The following is a 17,793-nucleotide window of genomic DNA, read 5'->3' on the forward strand; positions in this document are numbered from 1 at the left end:
CTGGCCGTCCTGCAACCGTCCTGCCAATGGCGGCCCGTTGAGGCATGGCGGGACGCGCAGCCCATTCTGGGCACGGCCCTCGTGCTCGGCGCGGCACCCCGCACGCGGTATTGCGGCCACAGCCTCCCCGGCGTACGACTTGTCGCACGGGAGTGCGGTCACGGGGAGGTCCGGTCATGCGTACGGCACCATTACTCGCTCTGGCCACGGCGGTCGTCCTGACCGCCGCCGGCTGCAGTAGCAGCAGTAGCAGCGGCACCAGCGACAAGGACGGCAAGGGCGACAAGAGCGCATCCGCCGTCCCCCACACCCTCCAACTCCCCAAGCTCACCGGCCAGAAGCTCAAGGTCACCGCCGTCTGGACCGGCGTCGAGCAGCAGAACTTCACCAAGGTGCTGGACGAGTTCCACCAGCGCACCGGCGCCGACGTCTCCTTCGTGCCCAGCGGCGACGACATGTCGTCGTTCGTCGGCTCCAAGATCGCCGGCGGCGACCCGCCCGACGTCGCGATGCTGCAACAGCCCGGCGTCCTGCACGAGTTCGCGCAGAAGGGCTGGCTCAAGCCGCTCTCCGCCGGTACGACGGCCGAGCTGAACAAGAACTTCGCCAAGGGCTGGAAGGACCTCGGCTCGGACCGGGGCAAGCAGTACGGCGTGTACTTCAAGGCCAGCAACAAGTCCCTGGTCTGGTACAACGCCAGGATATTCGCCGCCGCCGGCGCCAAGGAGCCCAGAACGTGGCCGGAGTTCCTGCGCACCGCGCAGGCCATCGCCGACTACGGGGTCTCCCCGGTCTCCGTCGGCGGCGCGGACGGCTGGACGCTCACCGACTGGTTCGAGAACGTCTACCTGTCCCAGGCGGGCCGCGAAAAGTACGACGCCCTGACCACCCACAAGATCAAGTGGACGGACCCGTCCGTCAAGGACGCACTGACCACGCTGGGCCAGCTGTTCGGCAAGAAGGAGCTGCTCGCCGGCGGCAACGAGGGCGCGCTGCAGACACAGTTCCCCACGTCCGTCACCCAGGTCTTCGCCGGCGGCGACAAGGCCAAGGCCGCCATGGTCTACGAGGGCGACTTCGCCGCCGCCAACGTCACCGCCGCCAAGGCCTCCATCGGCACCGACGCCAAGGTCTTCCCGTTCCCCGCGGTCGGGGCCCAGCCCCCGGTGGTGACCGGCGGCGACGTGGGCGTGGCGCTGAAGGACGGGCAGGCGGCGCAGGCCCTGCTGACCTTCCTGGCCTCGCCGGACGCGGCCGCCATCTGGGCCCACCAGGGCGGCTTCGTCTCGGCGAACAAGAACCTGGACCTCGCCGTCTACCCGGACGACGTCCAGCGCTCGATCGCGAAGGCCCTCGTCGGCGCAGGCGACGGCTTCCGCTTCGACATGTCCGACCAGGCGCCCGCCGCCTTCGGCGGCAAGCCGGGGCAGGGCGAGTGGAAGGACCTCCAGGACTTCCTGAAGAACCCCTCCGACGTCGCGGGCATCCAGCAGAGACTGGAGAACGACGCGGCCAAGGCGTTCAAGAGCTGACGGGGGGCGGTCCCGTGGCCTCCACCACGCAAGCCGCGCGAGCCCGCAGGACCCGCAAGGCCCGCGGTGTGCTGGGCACCCGCCCCTGGGCGGCCGCCTGCTTCCTGCTGCCCGCGCTGGCCCTGCTCGGCGCGCTCGTCGTCTACCCCATCGGCTACTCCGTCTACCGCAGCCTCTTCGACGCCTCGGGCCACGGCTTCGTCGGCCTCGGCAACTACCACGAGGTCTTCTCGGACGACCGGATCCGTACGGCCCTGAAGAACAACGTCGTCTGGGTCGTCGTGGCCCCGACCGTCGCCACCGCCCTCGGCCTGGTCTTCGCGGTGCTGACCGAACGGGTGCGCTGGGGAACGGCGTTCAAGCTGGTGGTCTTCATGCCGATGGCCATCTCGATGCTGGCCGCGGGCATCATCTTCCGGCTGGTGTACGAGCAGAACCCCGACCGCGGCGTCGCCAACGCCGTGTGGGTCGGCATCCACGACACCTTCGCCGCGCCCGCGCCCTACCCCGGCGCCCACCCGCGCCCGAACGCGGACCTCGCGGCGAGCAGCGGCGGTGCGTTCACGACGCGGACACCGGCCCACGCCGGCGCCCCCGTGCTGCTGCCCCTCGTGGCCGTCAAGCCGGAGGACGTGGGCGGTGCGCACCAGGCGGCCCCGGCGAAGGCGGTGCCCGGGAAGGTCACCGGGACGGTGTGGATGGACTTCACCCGGGGCGGCGGCGGGACGCCGGGCCGGATCGACCCCGGCGAGAAGGCCCTGCCGGGCATGAAGGTCGAGGCGGTGAAGGGCGGCACGACCGTCGCCTCGGCCACGACCGCCCCCGACGGAACGTTCACGCTGCCCGCCGCCGCGGACGGGGCACAACTGCGCCTGCCCGCCGCGAACTTCGCCTCCGCCTACGGCGGGGTCGACTGGCTCGGCCCGTCCCTGGTGACGCCGTCCATCATCGGCGCCTACATCTGGATGTGGGCCGGCTTCGCCATGGTGCTGATCGCGGCGGGCCTGGCGAGCGTGCCGCGCGAACTGCTGGAGGCGGCACGGGTGGACGGCGCCAACGAGTGGCAGGTCTTCCGCCGGGTGACGGTGCCGCTGCTGGCACCCGTGCTGGCGGTGGTCGTCGTCACGCTCATGATCAACGTGCTGAAGATCTTCGACCTCGTCTACATCATCGCCCCCGGCTCCAGCCTCCACGACGCCAACGTCCTCGCCCTCCAGCTGTACCAGTCGTCGTTCGGCACGGACGTCAACCAGGGCGTGGGCAGCGCGATCGCGGTCTTCCTGCTGCTGCTCGTCCTGCCGGTGATGTACGTCAACCTCCGGCGGATCCGCAGGGAACGGGAGCAGCGCCGATGACCACCACGCACCCGCACACCACCGCGCCCGCCCGGCCGTCGCTGCCGGCCCGGATCGCCTCCCGCGCCGGCGGCGGGCTGCTGCGCCTCTTCCTCGTCCTGACCGGCCTGTTGTGGCTGACGCCGACCGTGGGCCTGCTGCTGTCCTCGCTGCGCGACCGGTCGGACATCGCGGCCTCGGGCTGGTGGCAGGTCTTCGTCCACCCGGCCCAGCTGACGACGTCCAGTTACAACACGCTCTTCCACAACTCCAAGGTCATTCACTCCCTGCTGACCACCGCCCTGATCACCGTCCCGGCGACGGTGCTGGTGATCCTGATCGGGGCGCTCGCCGGATACGCCTTCGCCTGGCTGGACTTCCCCGGCCGGGACGGGTGGTTCATGGTGGTCGTGGGACTGCTGGTGGTGCCCGTGCAGGTGGCGCTGATCCCGGTGGCGAAGCTCTTCAACGCGCTGGGCATCTTCGAGACCACCCCCGGCGTGGTCCTCTTCCACACCGCCTTCGGGCTGCCGTTCGCGGTCTTCCTGCTGCGGAACTTCTTCGCCGAGATCCCCCGCGAGCTGCTGGAGGCCGCCCGGCTGGACGGGGCGGGCGAACTGCGGCTGTTCACCCGGGTCGTGCTGCCGCTCGGCGGCCCGGCCATCGCCTCGCTGGGGATCTTCCAGTTCCTTTGGGTGTGGAACGACATGCTCGTCGCGCTGATCTTCGCGGACAGCAGCAACCCGCCGATCACCGTCGCCCTGCAGCAGCAGGTACGGCAGTTCGGCGACAACGTCGACATCCTCGCCTCGGGCGCCTTCCTCTCGATGGTCGTTCCGCTGGCGGTCTTCTTCGCCTTCCAGCGCCAGTTCGTCAGCGGCGTCATGGCGGGCGCGGTGAAGTGACGTACGGACAGGAGTGACGTACGGGCAGGAGTGACGTGCGGGCAGGAGTGACGTGCGGGCAGGGGGGTTTCACCGCCGCACGTACAGCGACACCGCGCCGCCGTGCACGTACACCGACGACTCCTCCCGGTACAGCGCGCCCAGCACCCGCGACTTGGCGAACTCCGCGCGCTGGGCGCGGAACCAGCGGGTGCCGACCGTGTTGGTGTCCCACACCACCCACACGCGCTCGCTCGGGGAGAGCCGGGCCAGCCGGGTGCGGAGCTCCCCGCTGCTCACGTCCTCGCCGAAGAGGGTGCCGGAGGCGGCGGCCGAGCGTTTGAGGGTGAGGTCCTTCAGCCCGGTGAAATCGCGCGGGTAGAACAGCGCTATGCGCCGCTCGTAGTGCGGGAGGAACAGCACCGCGTCCCCCGGCCGGGCCACCGCGCCGACCGCCGTGGCCACCCGGGCCGGCTCGTCGCCCCGGCTCGACGGCAGCCGCTCCCGTTCCTGGAAGGGCAGCTGCCACACGAACGCCCCCGCCACGGCCGCCACGCCCGCTGCCGCGGCGACGCCCCGCCACGGCAGCAGCCCGAGCAGCCGCTCGGCCCCGGCGGCGGCGAGCAGCGGCACCCCCGCCAGGCAGAACAGCAGGTAGCGGTCGAGGAACAACGGCTGCTGCTGGGACGCGGCGTACAGCAGGACGGGCGGGACGACCGCCAACGGCAGGGCCACCGCGTGCAGCGGGAGCGGCCCGGTGCGGGGCAGCGGGAGGAGGACGCCGACGGCGATCAGCAGGAGCGTCACGGCCAGGACGAGGTCCCCGGGGCCCGCGAAGGCGTAGAGCAGGGCCTTGGCCTGCTCGTAGCCGGGCGTGCGGAGCCAGGAGACCTGCTCGCTCTGGCCCTGCGAGAGCGCCGCCAGCGGAGCGAGCAGCGCGCAGGCGGCCAGGGCCGCGCAGCCCCAGCCGCGCCAGACGGACCAGGGCACGCGGGAGACCAGCAGCGTGACGGCGTGCGCGGCGAGCAGCAGGATCGCGAACTCGTGCAGCAGCGCCGTGACCCCGACCACCGCGCCGTAGCCCGCCCACCAGCCGAACGTGCTGCGCTCGACGGCCCGGAGCAGCAGCCACGTCGCCAGCGCCGCGCCCGCCGCGACGAGGGCGTACGACCGGCCCTCCTGCGCGTAGTGGCTGACGAACGGGGTGGCCGCGTAGAGCAGTCCGGCCCACAGCCCGACCCGGGGGCCGGCCAGGCGGCAGCCGATCGCCGCGGTCAGGGAGGCGGTCACGGCGGCGGCCGCGACGGACGGCAGCCGCAGGGTGACCTCGTCGGCGTGCAGGGCCAGCACGGCGTGCATGAACAGGTAGTAGAGGCCGTGCACGGCGTCGACGGTGCCGAGCAGGTGCGCGATCTGGGGCAGGGAGCGGCGCGCGACCTGGAAGGTGGCGCCCTCGTCGCGCCACATCGTGCCGCGGTCCAGGCCCCACAGGCCGAGGGCGGCCATGAGGGCGGCGGGCGCCAGGATGGCGGCGGCCCGGCCCGCCCTCTCCGGGGTCACGGCGGGCAACCGCCCCCGCAGCCGCTGTGCAGTCGTCCGTGCCATGTCCGCCCCTTGCGCGTGCGTCGTTCCCCGATGAGACATATTTGTCGGATCTGTCGGATAAAGATGTATTTCGTGATCGCGAACGTGAACGACGACGGAACTCCCGCCGTCGGCACTTTGGACCCGGACCTGCCCGCCGCGCGGATCAGCGTGATCGTCATCGGCTTCGACGACGCCCGGCACATCGGCGCGGCGGTGCGCTCCGCCTTGGCGCAGGGGCCGGTCGTCGCCGAGGTCGTCGCCGTGGACGACGCCTCCACCGACGGCACCGGCGCAATCCTCGACCGGCTGGCCGCCCAGGAGCCCCGGCTGCGGGTCGTCCACCGCCGCGTCAACAGCGGCGGCTGCGGCACTCCCCGCAACGACGGGCTGCGCGCGGCGACTTCGCCGTACGTGATGTTCCTGGACAGCGACGACGTGCTCCCCACGGGCGCGGCCGCCGCCCTGCTGCGCGCCGCCCTGCAGCACGACGCGCCCGTGGCGGCCGGGCTGTGCGTGCGCCGGGAGCTCCCCCAGCGGCGCGACACCCGCTGGCAGCCCGGCCTCTACCGCACGGCCGCCGTCCACGACCGGCCCGAGGCGCACGCGGCCCTGCTGCCCGACACCCTCTGCGTCAACAAGCTCTACGCGCGCGCCTTCCTCACCGGGAACGGCATCGCCTTCCCCGAAGGGCCCTACCGCTACGAGGACTTCGTCTTCACGGCCCGGGTGCTGGCCGCGGGCCCGCGCGTGGCGACCGTCCCCGACGCGGTCTACATCTGGCACGTGCGCCGGAACACGGACCGGCCCTCGCTCTCCCTCGACCGGGACCGCATCGGCAACTGGCAGGCCCGCGTCCTCGCCCACCAGCACGCCGTGGAGATCCTCCGCGGCGCGGGCGGCACGGCGCTCGCGCAGGCCGCGCGGGTGAAGTTCCTCGACCACGACCTGCGCATGTACGTACGCGAACTGCCCTCCCGCGGGCCCGCGTACCGGCGCGCCTGGTGGCGCGTGGCGCGCGGCTGCCTGGCCGCGTACGGGGAGGCCGAGTTCGCGGCGGCCCGCGCTCCCGCGCGCTGGATCGCCCGGGTGCTGCTGGCGGCCGGGGCGCCGCGCGACCTGGAACGGCTGGCCCAGCTGGCCGCCCGCCCCGCCCGGCTCCTGCCGCCGTACGCGGCGGTCGCCGGGCTGCCGGTGTGGGCCCGCGACCTGCCTGCGGTCGTCCTCGACGGGCTCACGGGGCCCGGCGCGAAGCCGGTGCGGCGGCTGCCGGTGACGGTGGACGCCGGGCTGCGGACCGGCCCGGCGCGGGCCGAGCTGCGACTGCGGGTGCACGACCTCTACGGGCGGCTGGCCCAGGCCGGCCCGCGGAAGGTGACGGTGGAACTGCGCCTGCGGGGCGGCGAGCCGGCCGTCGCGTACGCCGCCCCGCTGACGCCCGAGGGCGCGGCCGTGTGGGGAGCGCGCCTGTACTTCGGGCTGGGCGCACTGGCCGCACAGGGCTCCGGGGGCGGGACCCAGGTCTGGGACGTACGGGTGCACCTCCACTGCGGACGCAGCGGCGCCCCGCTCCGCACGGCGGTCCGGGCGACGGGCCCCGGACTGCGGCGGACGATCCTCCCGAGCGCCCGGCACGGCGTCCTCCTGGCCCGGCCGTACGCCACGGCAACCGGCTCCCTGGCCCTGCGCCTTGCACCGGGGGTACGGGGGGCGGTGGGGGTGGTGGGGCGAAGGGTACGGCGATGGTTCCGCGCCCCGTAAGGGGCGCGGGGCGGTTACATATGCGGCTCCGCCGCGTGGGCGCGCCCAGCCCAAGCAGACCCGCACCCGAAATCCCGCCCGCCAAACGAGCGGCTCAGCGCCGAATCTCATCGAACAGCCCCTCCCACCGATCCAGCACCGCCGCCAGGCGCAACGGCGCCACATGGGCCCGGGCAGCCTGCCCGTACCGCACCCGCAGCCCCGCATCCGCCATCAGCTCGCGCAACGCACACACAAACGCCTCCGCATCCCCCGGAGGAACCAGCGCCCCCGTCCTCCCCTGCACCACCAACTCCCTTACTCCGCCCGACAGATCGAAGCTCACGCACGGCACCCCGGCGGCAGCCGCCTCCGCCAGGACCATCGGCCGGCCCTCGCGCTCGCTCGTCAGGGCCACCAGCGACAGCTCCCGGTAGGCCGCGGCCATGTCGCGCACCGTGCCGCGGAAGCGGACCCGGTCCGCGACGCCCAGGCGCGCGGCCAGTGCCCGCAGCCCCGGCTCCTCCGGCCCGTCGCCGAAGAAGTGGAGCTCCCAGCCCGGTGGTTCGGCAGTCGAGGCCGCAGCCGCGAATGCCTCGATCAGGCGGTCCAGCCGCTTGACCGGATCGAGCCGCCCGACGGCCCCCACGCGCCGCGTGTCCAGCGGCGCGTCCCCGGCCGGCTCGAACGGCAGTGGATTCGGCATCACCCCCGCGTTCGGCAGCCGTCTCCGGCGGAACTCCGCCGCGTCCGCCTCGCTCAGGAAGAGCGCTTTCTCCAGTGCGGGGTAATGCTTCAGGATCAGCTGGAGGTTGGGCGTGTGACACGCCTGGGCGTACGACTCGTGGTACTGCCCGATCCGCTTCAGCCCGGGCGGCCGCGGCACCCCTTCCAGCCACACCGCCGCCCACGGCGAGCCGATGACGACGTACCCCTCCGGCACCCGGGCGAGCCGCCGCGCCAGCCGCTCCCGCGCCCGGTCGCGCTCCGCCCGGGCGGCCCGTGCCGCCCGCAGCCGGGCCGGGCTGAGCCGCTCCGCGAGCGAGCCCGCCTGCCAGGCGGGCGGCGCCGGGGACCGGTACAGCGTGGTGTGCCGGTAGCCGCGGTCGGCGTGGTACGTGTGCGGTTCGGGGCTGGGCCGGATGCCGATCAGCTCCACCCGGTGGCCCCGCCCGGCGAAGCCCTGCGCGAGCGTGTGCAGCACCCGCTGCGAGCCGCCCATGGAGTCGACGTCGATGCCGATCAGGAAGAGGTTCAGCACGGCGCACGCTCCCCGGAGCTCTCCCCGAAGAAGAACTGGTCCACCACGTCCTTGCTCGCGCGCCCGGTCTCCAGCGGGTTGAACCGTGCCTGGAACCGGGCATACGCCCCGGCCCACTCCTCCTGGACGGCGCCCAAGTCCTCCAGCGCGGCGACCAGTTCACCGGTCCGGGAGAGCATCGGCCCCGGGGCGATCTCCCGCAGGTCGTAGTACGTGCCGCGCACCGCCGTCCGGTACTGCTCGTAGTCGTCGGTGTAGAGCAGGATGGGGCGGCCGAGGTTGGCGTAGTCGAACATCACCGACGAGTAGTCCGTGAGCAGCGCGTCCGAGGCGAGCAGCAGGTCGTTGAGGTCGGTGAACTCCCGGCCGTCGCGCACCGCGTGCCCCAGTTCGCGCGGCACGGTGTACCGCTCGTAGTAGTGCGGCCGGACGACGACCGTCCACTCCTCGCCCACGGCGCGCACCAGCTCCGCCAGGTCGACACGGAGCGACGCGCCGCTGTCGCGTGCCCCGTCGCGGAAGGTGGGGGCGTAGAGGAGCACGCGGCGCCCGTCGGGGATCTGGAGGCGCTCCCGGGTGGCGGCGGCCCGGTCGCGCTGGGCGGGGTCGTTCCAGCGGACGAGCGCGTCGTTGCGGGGCAGGCCGGTGTGCAGCAGCCGGCCGGTGTACTCGTTGGCCCGGACGAAGGTGCGCTCGAACTCCGCGCCGGGGCAGATCAAGGCGTCCCAGCGGGCCACCATGGCGCGGTGCTGCTGCTGTCGTGCGGGGCCGGCGAGGCGCAGTTCGGGGACGTCGAGGCCCATGTGCTTGAACGCCTGGCCGTGCCAGGTCTGGAGGTAGCGGGTGCCGGGGCGTTTGGGGAACGGTCTGGGGAATCCGTGCGAGTCCACCCAGTAGCGGGCGCGGGCGACGGCCCGGAGGTATTCCCAGCTGCCGCGTCTGACCAGCTCGACGTCCGGGGGGTAGGAGGCGCGGCTGCCGGTGTACGACCAGACGATGCGCAACGGGAGCCCACGGCGCCGGAGTTCCTCGTGGAGGTAGCGGGGGCTGTCCGCGTAGCCGCGGCCCTCCAGGGCCTCGAAGACGGCCAGGCCGTCGTCGACGGGGAGCCGGCACAGCTCGTGGTGGGCGAGCTGCTTGGCGCGGGTGCCGGTGACCCGGCGGGCGAGCCTTCGGATGCGGCGCGGCACGGGGCCCAGCCGGGGTGCGGCCGCCTCGGCCCGGGCGAGTGCACCCGTCCGCTCCCAGGCCACCTGGAGCCGCCCGGCACCGCGCTGCTCACAGCCCACGCGCACCGCGTGGCGGCTCAACGCGGCCTGCAGCGGGGCCGTTCCGACGGGGGCCAGCACCGGATCGGTGCGGGTGAGGCCCAGCCTGCCGAGGACGACGACGGGGTGGCGCCGCCCCCGGAACCCCTTGAGGCCGAGCGGGACGCGCCGCAGGTCGACGTCGAACTCCGCGGTGCGGACGGCTCCGTCGCCGTCGGCCGGTGCGTAGTGGAACGGCACCGCGAGCGGGCCGGCGGTCGTGGTGAGGCGCAGCTTCGCGCTGACGGGCACGGGCCCGTCGAGCAGCCGCCCGGGGTCGTACGTCCGGAGCGTGATCCGCAGGACCGGGCCGTGGAGGCCGAGCCGCTCCGCCTCGTGCCGCAACGGGATTGTGGCGAAGGGGTGTTCGTCCAGATGCCAGTCGGTGATGTCCAGGGCCGCGGCGGCCGCCTCGTCGCCGGGGAGGGCGGAGCCCCAGTACGTCCGGCCGCTGCCGTCCCGTACGACGTGGCGGGGGGCGATGCGGGGGCGGTCGAGCGTGCGGGCGCATTCGGCGGCCTCGGCGAAGCGGCCTGTGCGCAGGAGGTGTTGGCAGATCTGCTGCTCGCGCGGGATGGCCGCGTGCGCCGCGGTGCCGATGCCGTCCAGGCAGGGGGCGACCGCCGCGGCGAACTCCGCGATCCACTGCTCGTCGCGGAACGGCAGGTCGCCGAGGTAGAGGCGCAGGTCGTGGCGGAGGAACTTGGCGTCCTTGGCCGGGCGGAGGTCGGCGTTGCCGGTCTCCTCCAGGAAGGCGTCGGCCAGGCGGGCCACCGTGATGCGGTCCGTGGCGTTGCGGAGGCTGTGGCGGCTGGAGGAGATGGACGGCGCGTCCGGACCGGCGGCGAGCCGCCAGGTGTAGACGGGCCAGGGCACGACGGCGAAGGTGCGCGCGAGGGTGAAGGCCTGGGCGGTGAAGAGCCCGTCCTCGTAGTGCAGGCCCTCGGGGAAGCGCAGGCCGTGGCGGGCGAGGAAGTCCGCGCGGTAGAGCTTGTTGGTGGAGAGGGTGTCGAGGAAGTACTCGGGGGCGGCGCGGATGCCCTCGACGAGGCGGACGTCCGCGAAGAGCTCGGGGTACCAGAAGCCCTCGGCGCCGGTCTCCTCCGCGTACCGGGTGACTTCGCCGGTGACGAAGTCCGCGCCCGTCTCCTCGGCCGTCATCAGCAGCGACTTGCAGGCGTGGTAGGGGAGTTCGTCGTCGCTGTCGAGGAACATCAGGTATCCGGCCCGCGCGGCGTCGATGCCCGCGTTGCGCGGGGTGCCGCAGCCGCCGCTGTTGACGGGCAGGCGCAGGAGGCGCACCCGCGGGTCGGCCTGTGCCAGTGCGCGGGCGGCGGCGGGAGTGGCATCGGTGGAGCAGTCGTCGACGACGATCACTTCGAGGTTGCGCAGCGACTGCCCGAGGACCGAGCGCACGGCGCGGGGCAGTCGCACAGCGTCGTTGTGGACGATCACAACAATGCTGACATCGGGGCGGAGTTCAGGCTTTTCGGACGGCGCAATGGTCACAAGTCACCTCACTTCGGGATGATTCCCCGCAGCGGAATCCCTACACAGAGAGTAACCGCCATCACCGACAGTGACCAGACCCTTTTTCCTGCGCCAGGTCCGGCAGGCCGCCAGCCCCAGCACCGCCGCCATCCCCGTGTACATGACGATGTCCTTGAAGGCGTGCCGCCGCGCGCTCTCGACCCCGGGCCACGGCACCCCGCCGAGCTGCGGAACCAGCACCATCCAGAACCACACCGACCGCACCGCCGCCGCGCGCACCACCACCGACGCCGCGAGCGACGGCACCACCACCAGCGCGTAGTTGAGGAAGGACGGCCGCGACCCGAGGAACGCCGCCAGCATCAACAGCGACGCCGTCTCCACCAGCCGCAACCCCTCCTCTCCCCCGCACCTCCAGCGCACCGCGGCACACCCGAGCACCACCAGCGCCACCACCACCGCAAGCCCCAGGGCCACCGGGTGCGGCATGCCCACCCGCTCCAGTACCGCGGGCCATGACGCATCGAAGGGGCGCGCGTACGCGTCCTGGCCGTGCAGCAGGAACGGCAGCGTCCGGGTGAAGAACAGCTCCGGGCGCGGCATCGCGACCGCCGCGACCAGGGACACGGAGGCCGGCAGCGTCACCGCCCAGATCAGGGCCCGCCACTTCCGGGCGAGGACGAACAGCAGCAGAACGGGCACGAGCATGGGCTTCAGCGCGATGGACGCGCCCACGACCCCCGCCGCCGCCTCCCACCGCCCGCGCCGCGCCAGCAGCAGCGCCAGGGGAAAGGCCGCCACGGAGACGACCGTCCAGTTGCCGAGCGAGACGATGCTGTGGAACGGCAGGAACAGCGCCGTCCCGGCCGCCAGCGCAGCCGCGAGCCGGCTGTCGGCCCGGACGTCGAAGAGGGCCAGCGCCGGCATCAGCGACAGCGCGACGAACAGCCCGGTCACGGCCGGTACCGCGTAGAACAGCAGACGCTCGCTCAGCAGCGTCTGCGGCAGCGCCGCGAAGGCGGCCCCCGGCAGGTACAGGAACCGCCGGTCCGCGTAGGGCGAGCCGCCCTCCAGCAGAGTCCGGGCGGCACGCACCACCACGTCGTTGTCGATGCCGATGGCCTCCTTCGCGTACGCCCGTACCGTGCTCAGCGCGAGCAGCAGCACCGCGGCGACGGAGACCGGCCGCGACGTCCTGGCGCACAGCCAGCGGGAGAAGTCGTCACCGGACGCAAGGACGGCACCGGCCTCCGGCAGCGGGGCGACGGGATCCGGGACGGCTGCGGGCGCGCTCACCGGGCCACGACCTCCAGCAGCGCGAGCCCGCCCGGCCCCCGGGCGGCCGTGCGCAGGGCCGGGTCGTCCTGCGGCAGGCCCGAGCCGCCGCTCTTCTGCAGCACCCAACGCACGCCGAACGCCTTGAGGATGCCGAGCCGTTCGGCCCGGGAGGTGGCAGGGGCGAAGTAGCGCCGGGTGGCGTCCCGGCGCTGCTTCTCGTCGCGGAGGAAGACATCGGGGTAGGCGGGGGCGACCGTGTAGGGCCCGTACGCGGGGAGGATGCGGAGGGCGTAGTAGTCGTCCGTCAGCACGGTCGCCCCCACGGGCAGCCGCCGCGCGGCCCAGGTGAACCGCGGCCACAGCGCGATCGCCGGGGCGCCGCGCAGCACGGGCGGGACGGCCTCGCGGCGCAGCACGTACGAGACCACCCCGGCCTGGGTCCAGGCCCCGGCCAGCAGGGCCACCGCCGTGACCGCGGCCAGGGCCCGGCGCCGGCGCGGGCCGCCGGACTCCACGGCCTCGGCGGTCTCCACGGCGAGAGCGAGCTGGGCGGGCAGCAGGACGGCGGGCAGGACGCGCCCCCAGGCGTAGTGCCCGGTGAGCCGGCCCGCCACGAAGACCGCCAGGCCCAGGGCGCAGAGCAGCACCAGCGGGTCCCGCCGGTCGCGCCGCAGACGCAGCATCAGTGCCACCCCGCCCAGGGCCGTCAGGCAGAACTTCTGCGGCAGTCGGCCGTACAGCGGCCGGTGGACGGCGTCCAGGCCGGACGGTCCCAGCAGCGAGAAGAAGGAGTAGTACGGCCAGAGCAGCAGCAACGCCACCGTCACGGCTCCCCCGACGGCCGCCCGCAGCAGGACCGTACGCCCGGGCCACGGCCGTGCGCCCAGCAGCACGGCGGCAACTCCCAGCAGGGCGACGGCTCCTGTGAACGGATGGATCAGCAGCACCAGGGCGAGCAGCAGCCCGAGCGCCGCGAAGGCGGACAGCCGCCAAGCCCGGGCCACGGCTGTGCGCAACAGGGCCCACAGATGCAGCGTCATACCGAGCGCCAGGGTGCTCGGATAGGCAAGCGTCAGCGCCAGCGAGGTGAGTCCCGGCACCCCGCTCCACGCGAACAGCCGCACCCCGTACAGCAGCAGCACGCACAGCAGCGCAAGCGGCACGGCTGTGCGTGCACGGCTGAACGTGCGGACGAACGCACGGATGCCGCTGCCGAGCACGACGAGACCGGCCAGACCCGCCAGCCGCAGCACCGCGAACGTGCTCCAGCCGGTCACGGTGGCCAGCAGCGCCAGCAGGACCGTCCACGGCGAGTAGTAGGGGCTGGGCGTGTCCGCGTCCACCAGCGGGTTGCCGGGGTGGAACAGGTCGGTGCGCAGCCGCTCCAGTACCGCGCCGTGCATCCCCAGGTCGCCGGACCAGGGCAGCCGCACCACCATCAGCAGCAGCAGGACGGCCAGCAGCAGGACGGCTGCCGTGGCCGCCCGCCGCGGGAGGTCCGCCCGGAGGGCGAGGGGGTGCGGGGTCACGGTGACCGCTCAGCGGGCGCGGTGATGTCCGTGTCCCCCGGCGCCGCGCAGGGCCTTGGAGCGCAGCCGCCAGGGCATGGCGACGGATTCGAGCTGGACCGCGAGGTTCATCTTCGACTCCCCGGCGGTCCGGTCCTCGAAGTGGATCGGCACCTCCATGACGGTGAAACCGGCGCGCAGCGCGCGGTACTTCGTCTCCACCTGGAAGCTGTAGCCCGCGCTGTCGACGGAGGCGAGGTCGATGGTCTGCAGGGCCTCCGCGCTCCACAGGTTGAAGCCGCTGGTGATGTCGCGCACGCGGGTGCCGAGGATGGTGGAGGCGTAGGCGTTGGCCCAGCGGGAGAGCAGCTTGCGGTGCGCCTTCCAGGCGTCGGAGAGGGTGCCCCCGGGCACGTAGCGGCTGCCGACGACGACGTCCGCGCCGGTGGCGAGGGCGACGCCCAGCATCTCGGCGATCTTGTCGGCCGGGTGGCTGCCGTCGGCGTCCATCTGCAGCACGTACGCGGCGCCCTCGTCGACGGCGCGGGCCATGCCCGCGGCGTAGGCGCGGCCGAGGCCGTCCTTGGTGGTGCGGTGCAGCACGCCGACGCGGGTGCGGCCGGGCTCGTTGTACTTCTCGGCCAGCTGCTCGGCGATGTCGCCGGTGCCGTCGGGGCTGCTGTCGTCGACGACCAGCAGCCGCAGACCCTCCAGAGGGAGGGCCATGAGCGCCTCCGCCATGGTGGGCAGGTTCTCCGCCTCGTTGTAGGTGGGCATCACCACGGTCGTCGTGGTGCGGCCCCATTCGCCGGGGAGCGGTCTGGCGGGGTCGGGGATGCGCGGAGCACTCATGGGCCCATCCTTGTCGGTACGCCGGTACGGCTCGGGTTCGGGGTTCAGACGGCGGAGTAGCGGATCGCCGCGTCGGGGATGGCGGTGCCGCACCAGATGCGGGCTCCGTCGCGCAGTTCGTTGTCCGCGCCGACGGTGGAGTGGTCGCCGACGACGGCGCCGTCGAGCACGGTCCGGGTGCCCACCCGGGCGCCCGTGCCGATCATCGAGGCCCGCACCCGCGCCCCCGCCCCGATGCGGGCGCCGTCCAGGACGACGGAGCCGTCGATCTCGGCGCCCGCCTCGACGTGGGCCCCTCTGCCCACGACCGTGCCCCCGCCGAGCCGGGCACCGGGCTCGACGCGGGCGCCGGGCAGCACCAGGCACTCGCCGGGCTCCCCGGGCACGGCCGGCGAGTGCACGATGCCGCGGACGAGGTCCGCGGAGGCCTGGATGAAGGACGCGGGACGGCCCAGGTCCAGCCAGTACGCGGGGTCGACCATCCCGTGCAGCAGGGCGCCGTCGGCCAGCAGCCCGGGGAAGGTCTCCCGTTCGACGGAGACCGGGCGGCCCGCCGGGATGGCGTCGATGACCTCGCGCCGGAAGACGTAGCAGCCCGCGTTGATCTGGTCGGTGACGATCTCCTCGGGGCGCTGCGGCTTCTCGGTGAAGGCGGTCACGCGCCCGTCGGCGCCGGTGGGCACGAGCCCGAAGGCCCGCGGGTCGGCGACCCGGGTCAGGTGCAGGGTGACGTCGGCCTGGGCCCGCTCGTGGCGGCGCAGCAGCTCCCGGGCGTCGAGTCCGGTGAGGATGTCGCCGTTGAGGACGAGGACGGGGTCGCCGGGTCCGGCCTCCAGCGCGGGGGTGGCGGCACGGATGGCGCCGCCGGTGCCGAGCGGCTCGTCCTCGGTGACGTAGGTCAGCCGCAGTCCGTGGGCGGAGCCGTCGCCGAAGTAGGGCTCGAAGACCTCGGCGAGGTAGCAGGTGGCCAGCACGACGTGGCGGACGCCGGCGGCTCTGGCGCGGGCCAGCTGGTGGGCGAGGAAGGGCACCCCGGCGGCCGGGACCATCGGCTTCGGCGTGTTGATGGTGAGCGGCTGGAGCCGGGTCCCCTTGCCGCCGACGAGCAGTACCGCCTCTGTCATGCCTCGCCCCTCGTCATGCGCTGGCCTCGCTGTCGTCGCCTGCTGTCGTCATACCGTCGCACTGCGTCACCTTCGGCGGCAATTTACACTACAATCGGCTGTCTGCGCGCACTGTGCGCAATGTCGGCTATGCGTGGCGACCGTACAGGGAGAGGCCCTTGCGACCGAGGGAACCCGGGAAGAAGCACGCGCCCGCCCGGACGGGGCTGCGGGCGCTCGGTCAGGAGTTCGCCAAGTTCGGCACCGTGGGCGGGCTGGGGATCTTCGTCAACCTGGCGGTCTTCAACGTCTGCCGGGGCCTCACCGGCCTGCCGGTGGTGCGCTGCAGCGTGATCGCGACCGTGGTCGCCATCGCCTTCAACTACCTCGGCCTGCGCCACTTCACCTACCGCGACCGCGGCCGCGGCCGGCGCAGCCGGGAGGTCCTGCTCTTCGCGGCCTTCAGCGCCGCCGGGCTGGTCGTCGAGAACGGCGTCCTGTACGTCGCCACCTACGGCTTCGGGCTGCACACACCCTTCGAGAGCAACGCGTTCAAGTTCCTCGGCATCGGGACCGCCACGCTGTTCCGCTTCTGGTCCTACCGCGCCTGGGTGTTCCGGGCCCTCCCGGTGCACGGCCTGCCGCACGGCGCCGCCCCTCACGGCGACCCCTCGAACACCACGAGCAGCCCGGCCGCGTACCAACCCGAGACCACCGCACCTCCACCGTAGAGACAGATCTGCACGCCAAGCGGAGCACGCGCGAGCGGCCGGGCCGCCAACAACAGCAGAACCGGCAGGAACGGCAGCATGAAACGTGGCTTGGAGAACGGCGAGCCGGGCGTCCCGACCGTCAGCACCCAGGCCCCCGCGAGCGCCGCCACCAGCGGCCACGGCACCGTGCGGTCCAGCGCCAGGGCCAGCACCCCGACGGCCGTCAGCAGGACCAGCGCGAACACGGCGGCGTGCCGCACGTCGTCGGTGCCGTGGACGTTCCGGTAGAACAGGATGCCCTTCAGGACGTGCGCCGTGCCCCGCCCGAAGTCGAAGCTCTGCCCCCACGCCTTCTCCGCCTCGAACCAGCCGTCCGCACGCCCCACATGGCTGCCCAGGAACAGCCAGCTGCCCGCCAGCCCCAGCGGGGCCAGCACCAGCACCGCCCACGGCCGCCACCCGCCGCGGCGCCGCACCAGCGCCCAGCCGGCGGCCAGCACCGCCGTCCCCACCAGCACGGTGGCCGTCGGCCGCACGGTCCCGGCCACCACGCACAGCACCGCGGCCCTCAGCCAGCGGCCCGCCAGCAGCGCCACGAGCGTCCACAGCAGCACCGCGGCGAACACCGCCTCCGAGTACGGCACCCACAGCGCGAAGGCATAGGGCGAGGCGGCCCACAGCGCCACGCACGCGTACCCCGCGGCCGCGCTCCCGCCCACCGCCCGGACCAGCCGGTACGTCCCCGCCCCGGCCAGTGCGGCCGCGCACCAGGAGACCGCCACCCCCGCGTACGCGTAGGGCAGGCGCGTCACCACGTGCATGCCCCGGACGAGCGCCGGGACGAGCGGGAAGAAGGCGAGCCGGGTGAACCTGGGCGTCCCGTCGTCGCGCAGCGGGAGCGAACCGGGATAGCCGCGTTCGGCGATCTTCAGGTACTGCCCGCTGTCCCACCGGTGCAGCAAGTAGCCGACGGAGTGGCCGAGATGATGGTTGATCAGCAGACAGACCGCGAATCCCACGCCCGAGACGGCCAGCTGGACCCCCGCCGCGACGACCGTCCCCCGGACCGGCCGACCGCCAACAAGCCGCGAAACGACTCTCATTCGTCTCTCTTAGCACGGCAAAGGGGCGGCCCCGGGAACAATTCCCCAGGACCGCCCCTTTTGTGCAAGGCGTCGAATTCTTGTCAGCCCGCGTTCACCGGAA

The 17,793-nt window shown here is 73.4% G+C and carries 13 protein-coding genes; 5 read left to right on the forward strand and 8 right to left on the reverse strand.

The annotated features are described in order from the left end of the window. Positions 1 to 176: 176 nt before the first annotated feature. Genes ACWD4B_RS24345 through ACWD4B_RS24355 form a run of 3 tightly spaced genes read left to right on the forward strand, consistent with a single transcriptional unit; the run spans position 177 to position 3,771 of the window. Positions 177 to 1,532: an ABC transporter substrate-binding protein gene (locus tag ACWD4B_RS24345; RefSeq protein WP_451422735.1), complete on the forward strand. Its 1,356-nt coding sequence runs from the start codon at positions 177 to 179 to the stop codon at positions 1,530 to 1,532. A gap of 14 nt (positions 1,533 to 1,546) precedes the next feature. Then, the gene (locus tag ACWD4B_RS24350) at positions 1,547 to 2,887 is read left to right on the forward strand and encodes a carbohydrate ABC transporter permease (protein ID WP_451422736.1); all 1,341 of its coding nucleotides are present in this window, start codon (positions 1,547 to 1,549) and stop codon (positions 2,885 to 2,887) included. Next, entirely contained in the window at positions 2,884 to 3,771 is an 888-nt protein-coding gene (locus tag ACWD4B_RS24355; protein WP_451422737.1) for a carbohydrate ABC transporter permease, read from the forward strand. Before ACWD4B_RS24350 ends, ACWD4B_RS24355 begins: the two co-directional genes overlap by 4 nt. 69 nt (positions 3,772 to 3,840) lie before the next feature. Here ACWD4B_RS24355 and ACWD4B_RS24360 read toward each other — a convergent pair whose 3' ends face one another. Continuing rightward, positions 3,841 to 5,355 carry a glycosyltransferase family 39 protein gene (locus ACWD4B_RS24360; RefSeq protein WP_451422738.1) on the reverse strand — a complete coding sequence of 505 codons (1,515 nt, stop codon included), beginning with the start codon at positions 5,353 to 5,355 and terminating at the stop codon, positions 3,841 to 3,843. Between the two features lie 72 nt (positions 5,356 to 5,427). Between ACWD4B_RS24360 and ACWD4B_RS24365 the strand changes: the two genes are divergently transcribed. Continuing rightward, positions 5,428 to 7,095: a glycosyltransferase family 2 protein gene (locus ACWD4B_RS24365; RefSeq protein WP_451422739.1), complete on the forward strand. Its 1,668-nt coding sequence runs from the start codon at positions 5,428 to 5,430 to the stop codon at positions 7,093 to 7,095. Between the two features lie 94 nt (positions 7,096 to 7,189). On the opposite strand, the gene ACWD4B_RS24370 is transcribed toward ACWD4B_RS24365, so the two are convergent. The 6 genes from ACWD4B_RS24370 to ACWD4B_RS24395 are packed head-to-tail and all read right to left on the reverse strand — an operon-like array spanning position 7,190 to position 15,895. After that, on the reverse strand, positions 7,190 to 8,335 hold the full coding sequence (locus tag ACWD4B_RS24370; RefSeq protein WP_451422740.1) for a glycosyltransferase: 1,146 nt from the start codon (positions 8,333 to 8,335) through the stop codon (positions 7,190 to 7,192). Then, a complete protein-coding gene (locus tag ACWD4B_RS24375; protein ID WP_451422741.1) occupies positions 8,329 to 11,151 on the reverse strand; it encodes a bifunctional glycosyltransferase/CDP-glycerol:glycerophosphate glycerophosphotransferase in 2,823 nt (940 codons plus the stop codon). Before ACWD4B_RS24375 ends, ACWD4B_RS24370 begins: the two co-directional genes overlap by 7 nt. A 3-nt stretch (positions 11,152 to 11,154) precedes the next feature. Further along, the gene (locus tag ACWD4B_RS24380) at positions 11,155 to 12,429 is read right to left on the reverse strand and encodes a glycosyltransferase family 87 protein (protein WP_451422742.1); all 1,275 of its coding nucleotides are present in this window, start codon (positions 12,427 to 12,429) and stop codon (positions 11,155 to 11,157) included. Beyond that, entirely contained in the window at positions 12,426 to 13,940 is a 1,515-nt protein-coding gene (locus ACWD4B_RS24385; RefSeq protein ID WP_451422743.1) for a hypothetical protein, read from the reverse strand. The genes ACWD4B_RS24380 and ACWD4B_RS24385 overlap by 4 nt, the downstream gene beginning before the upstream one ends. A 9-nt stretch (positions 13,941 to 13,949) precedes the next feature. Next, entirely contained in the window at positions 13,950 to 14,771 is an 822-nt protein-coding gene (locus tag ACWD4B_RS24390; protein WP_451422744.1) for a polyprenol monophosphomannose synthase, read from the reverse strand. Positions 14,772 to 14,815: 44 nt separating this feature from the next. Continuing rightward, positions 14,816 to 15,895: a sugar phosphate nucleotidyltransferase gene (locus tag ACWD4B_RS24395; RefSeq protein ID WP_451422745.1), complete on the reverse strand. Its 1,080-nt coding sequence runs from the start codon at positions 15,893 to 15,895 to the stop codon at positions 14,816 to 14,818. Between the two features lie 158 nt (positions 15,896 to 16,053). On the opposite strand from ACWD4B_RS24395, the gene ACWD4B_RS24400 reads away from it, so the two are divergent. After that, complete coding sequence (locus tag ACWD4B_RS24400) at positions 16,054 to 16,605, forward strand: GtrA family protein (RefSeq protein WP_451422746.1); 552 nt, start codon at positions 16,054 to 16,056, stop codon at positions 16,603 to 16,605. Here the strand turns inward: ACWD4B_RS24400 and ACWD4B_RS24405 are convergent. Further along, positions 16,533 to 17,690: a hypothetical protein gene (locus ACWD4B_RS24405; RefSeq protein ID WP_451422747.1), complete on the reverse strand. Its 1,158-nt coding sequence runs from the start codon at positions 17,688 to 17,690 to the stop codon at positions 16,533 to 16,535. The two genes, ACWD4B_RS24400 and ACWD4B_RS24405, sit on opposite strands and share 73 nt — an antisense overlap. Positions 17,691 to 17,793: the final 103 nt, after the last annotated feature.

It is taken from the genome of Streptomyces sp. NPDC002536 (genome assembly GCF_053594995.1).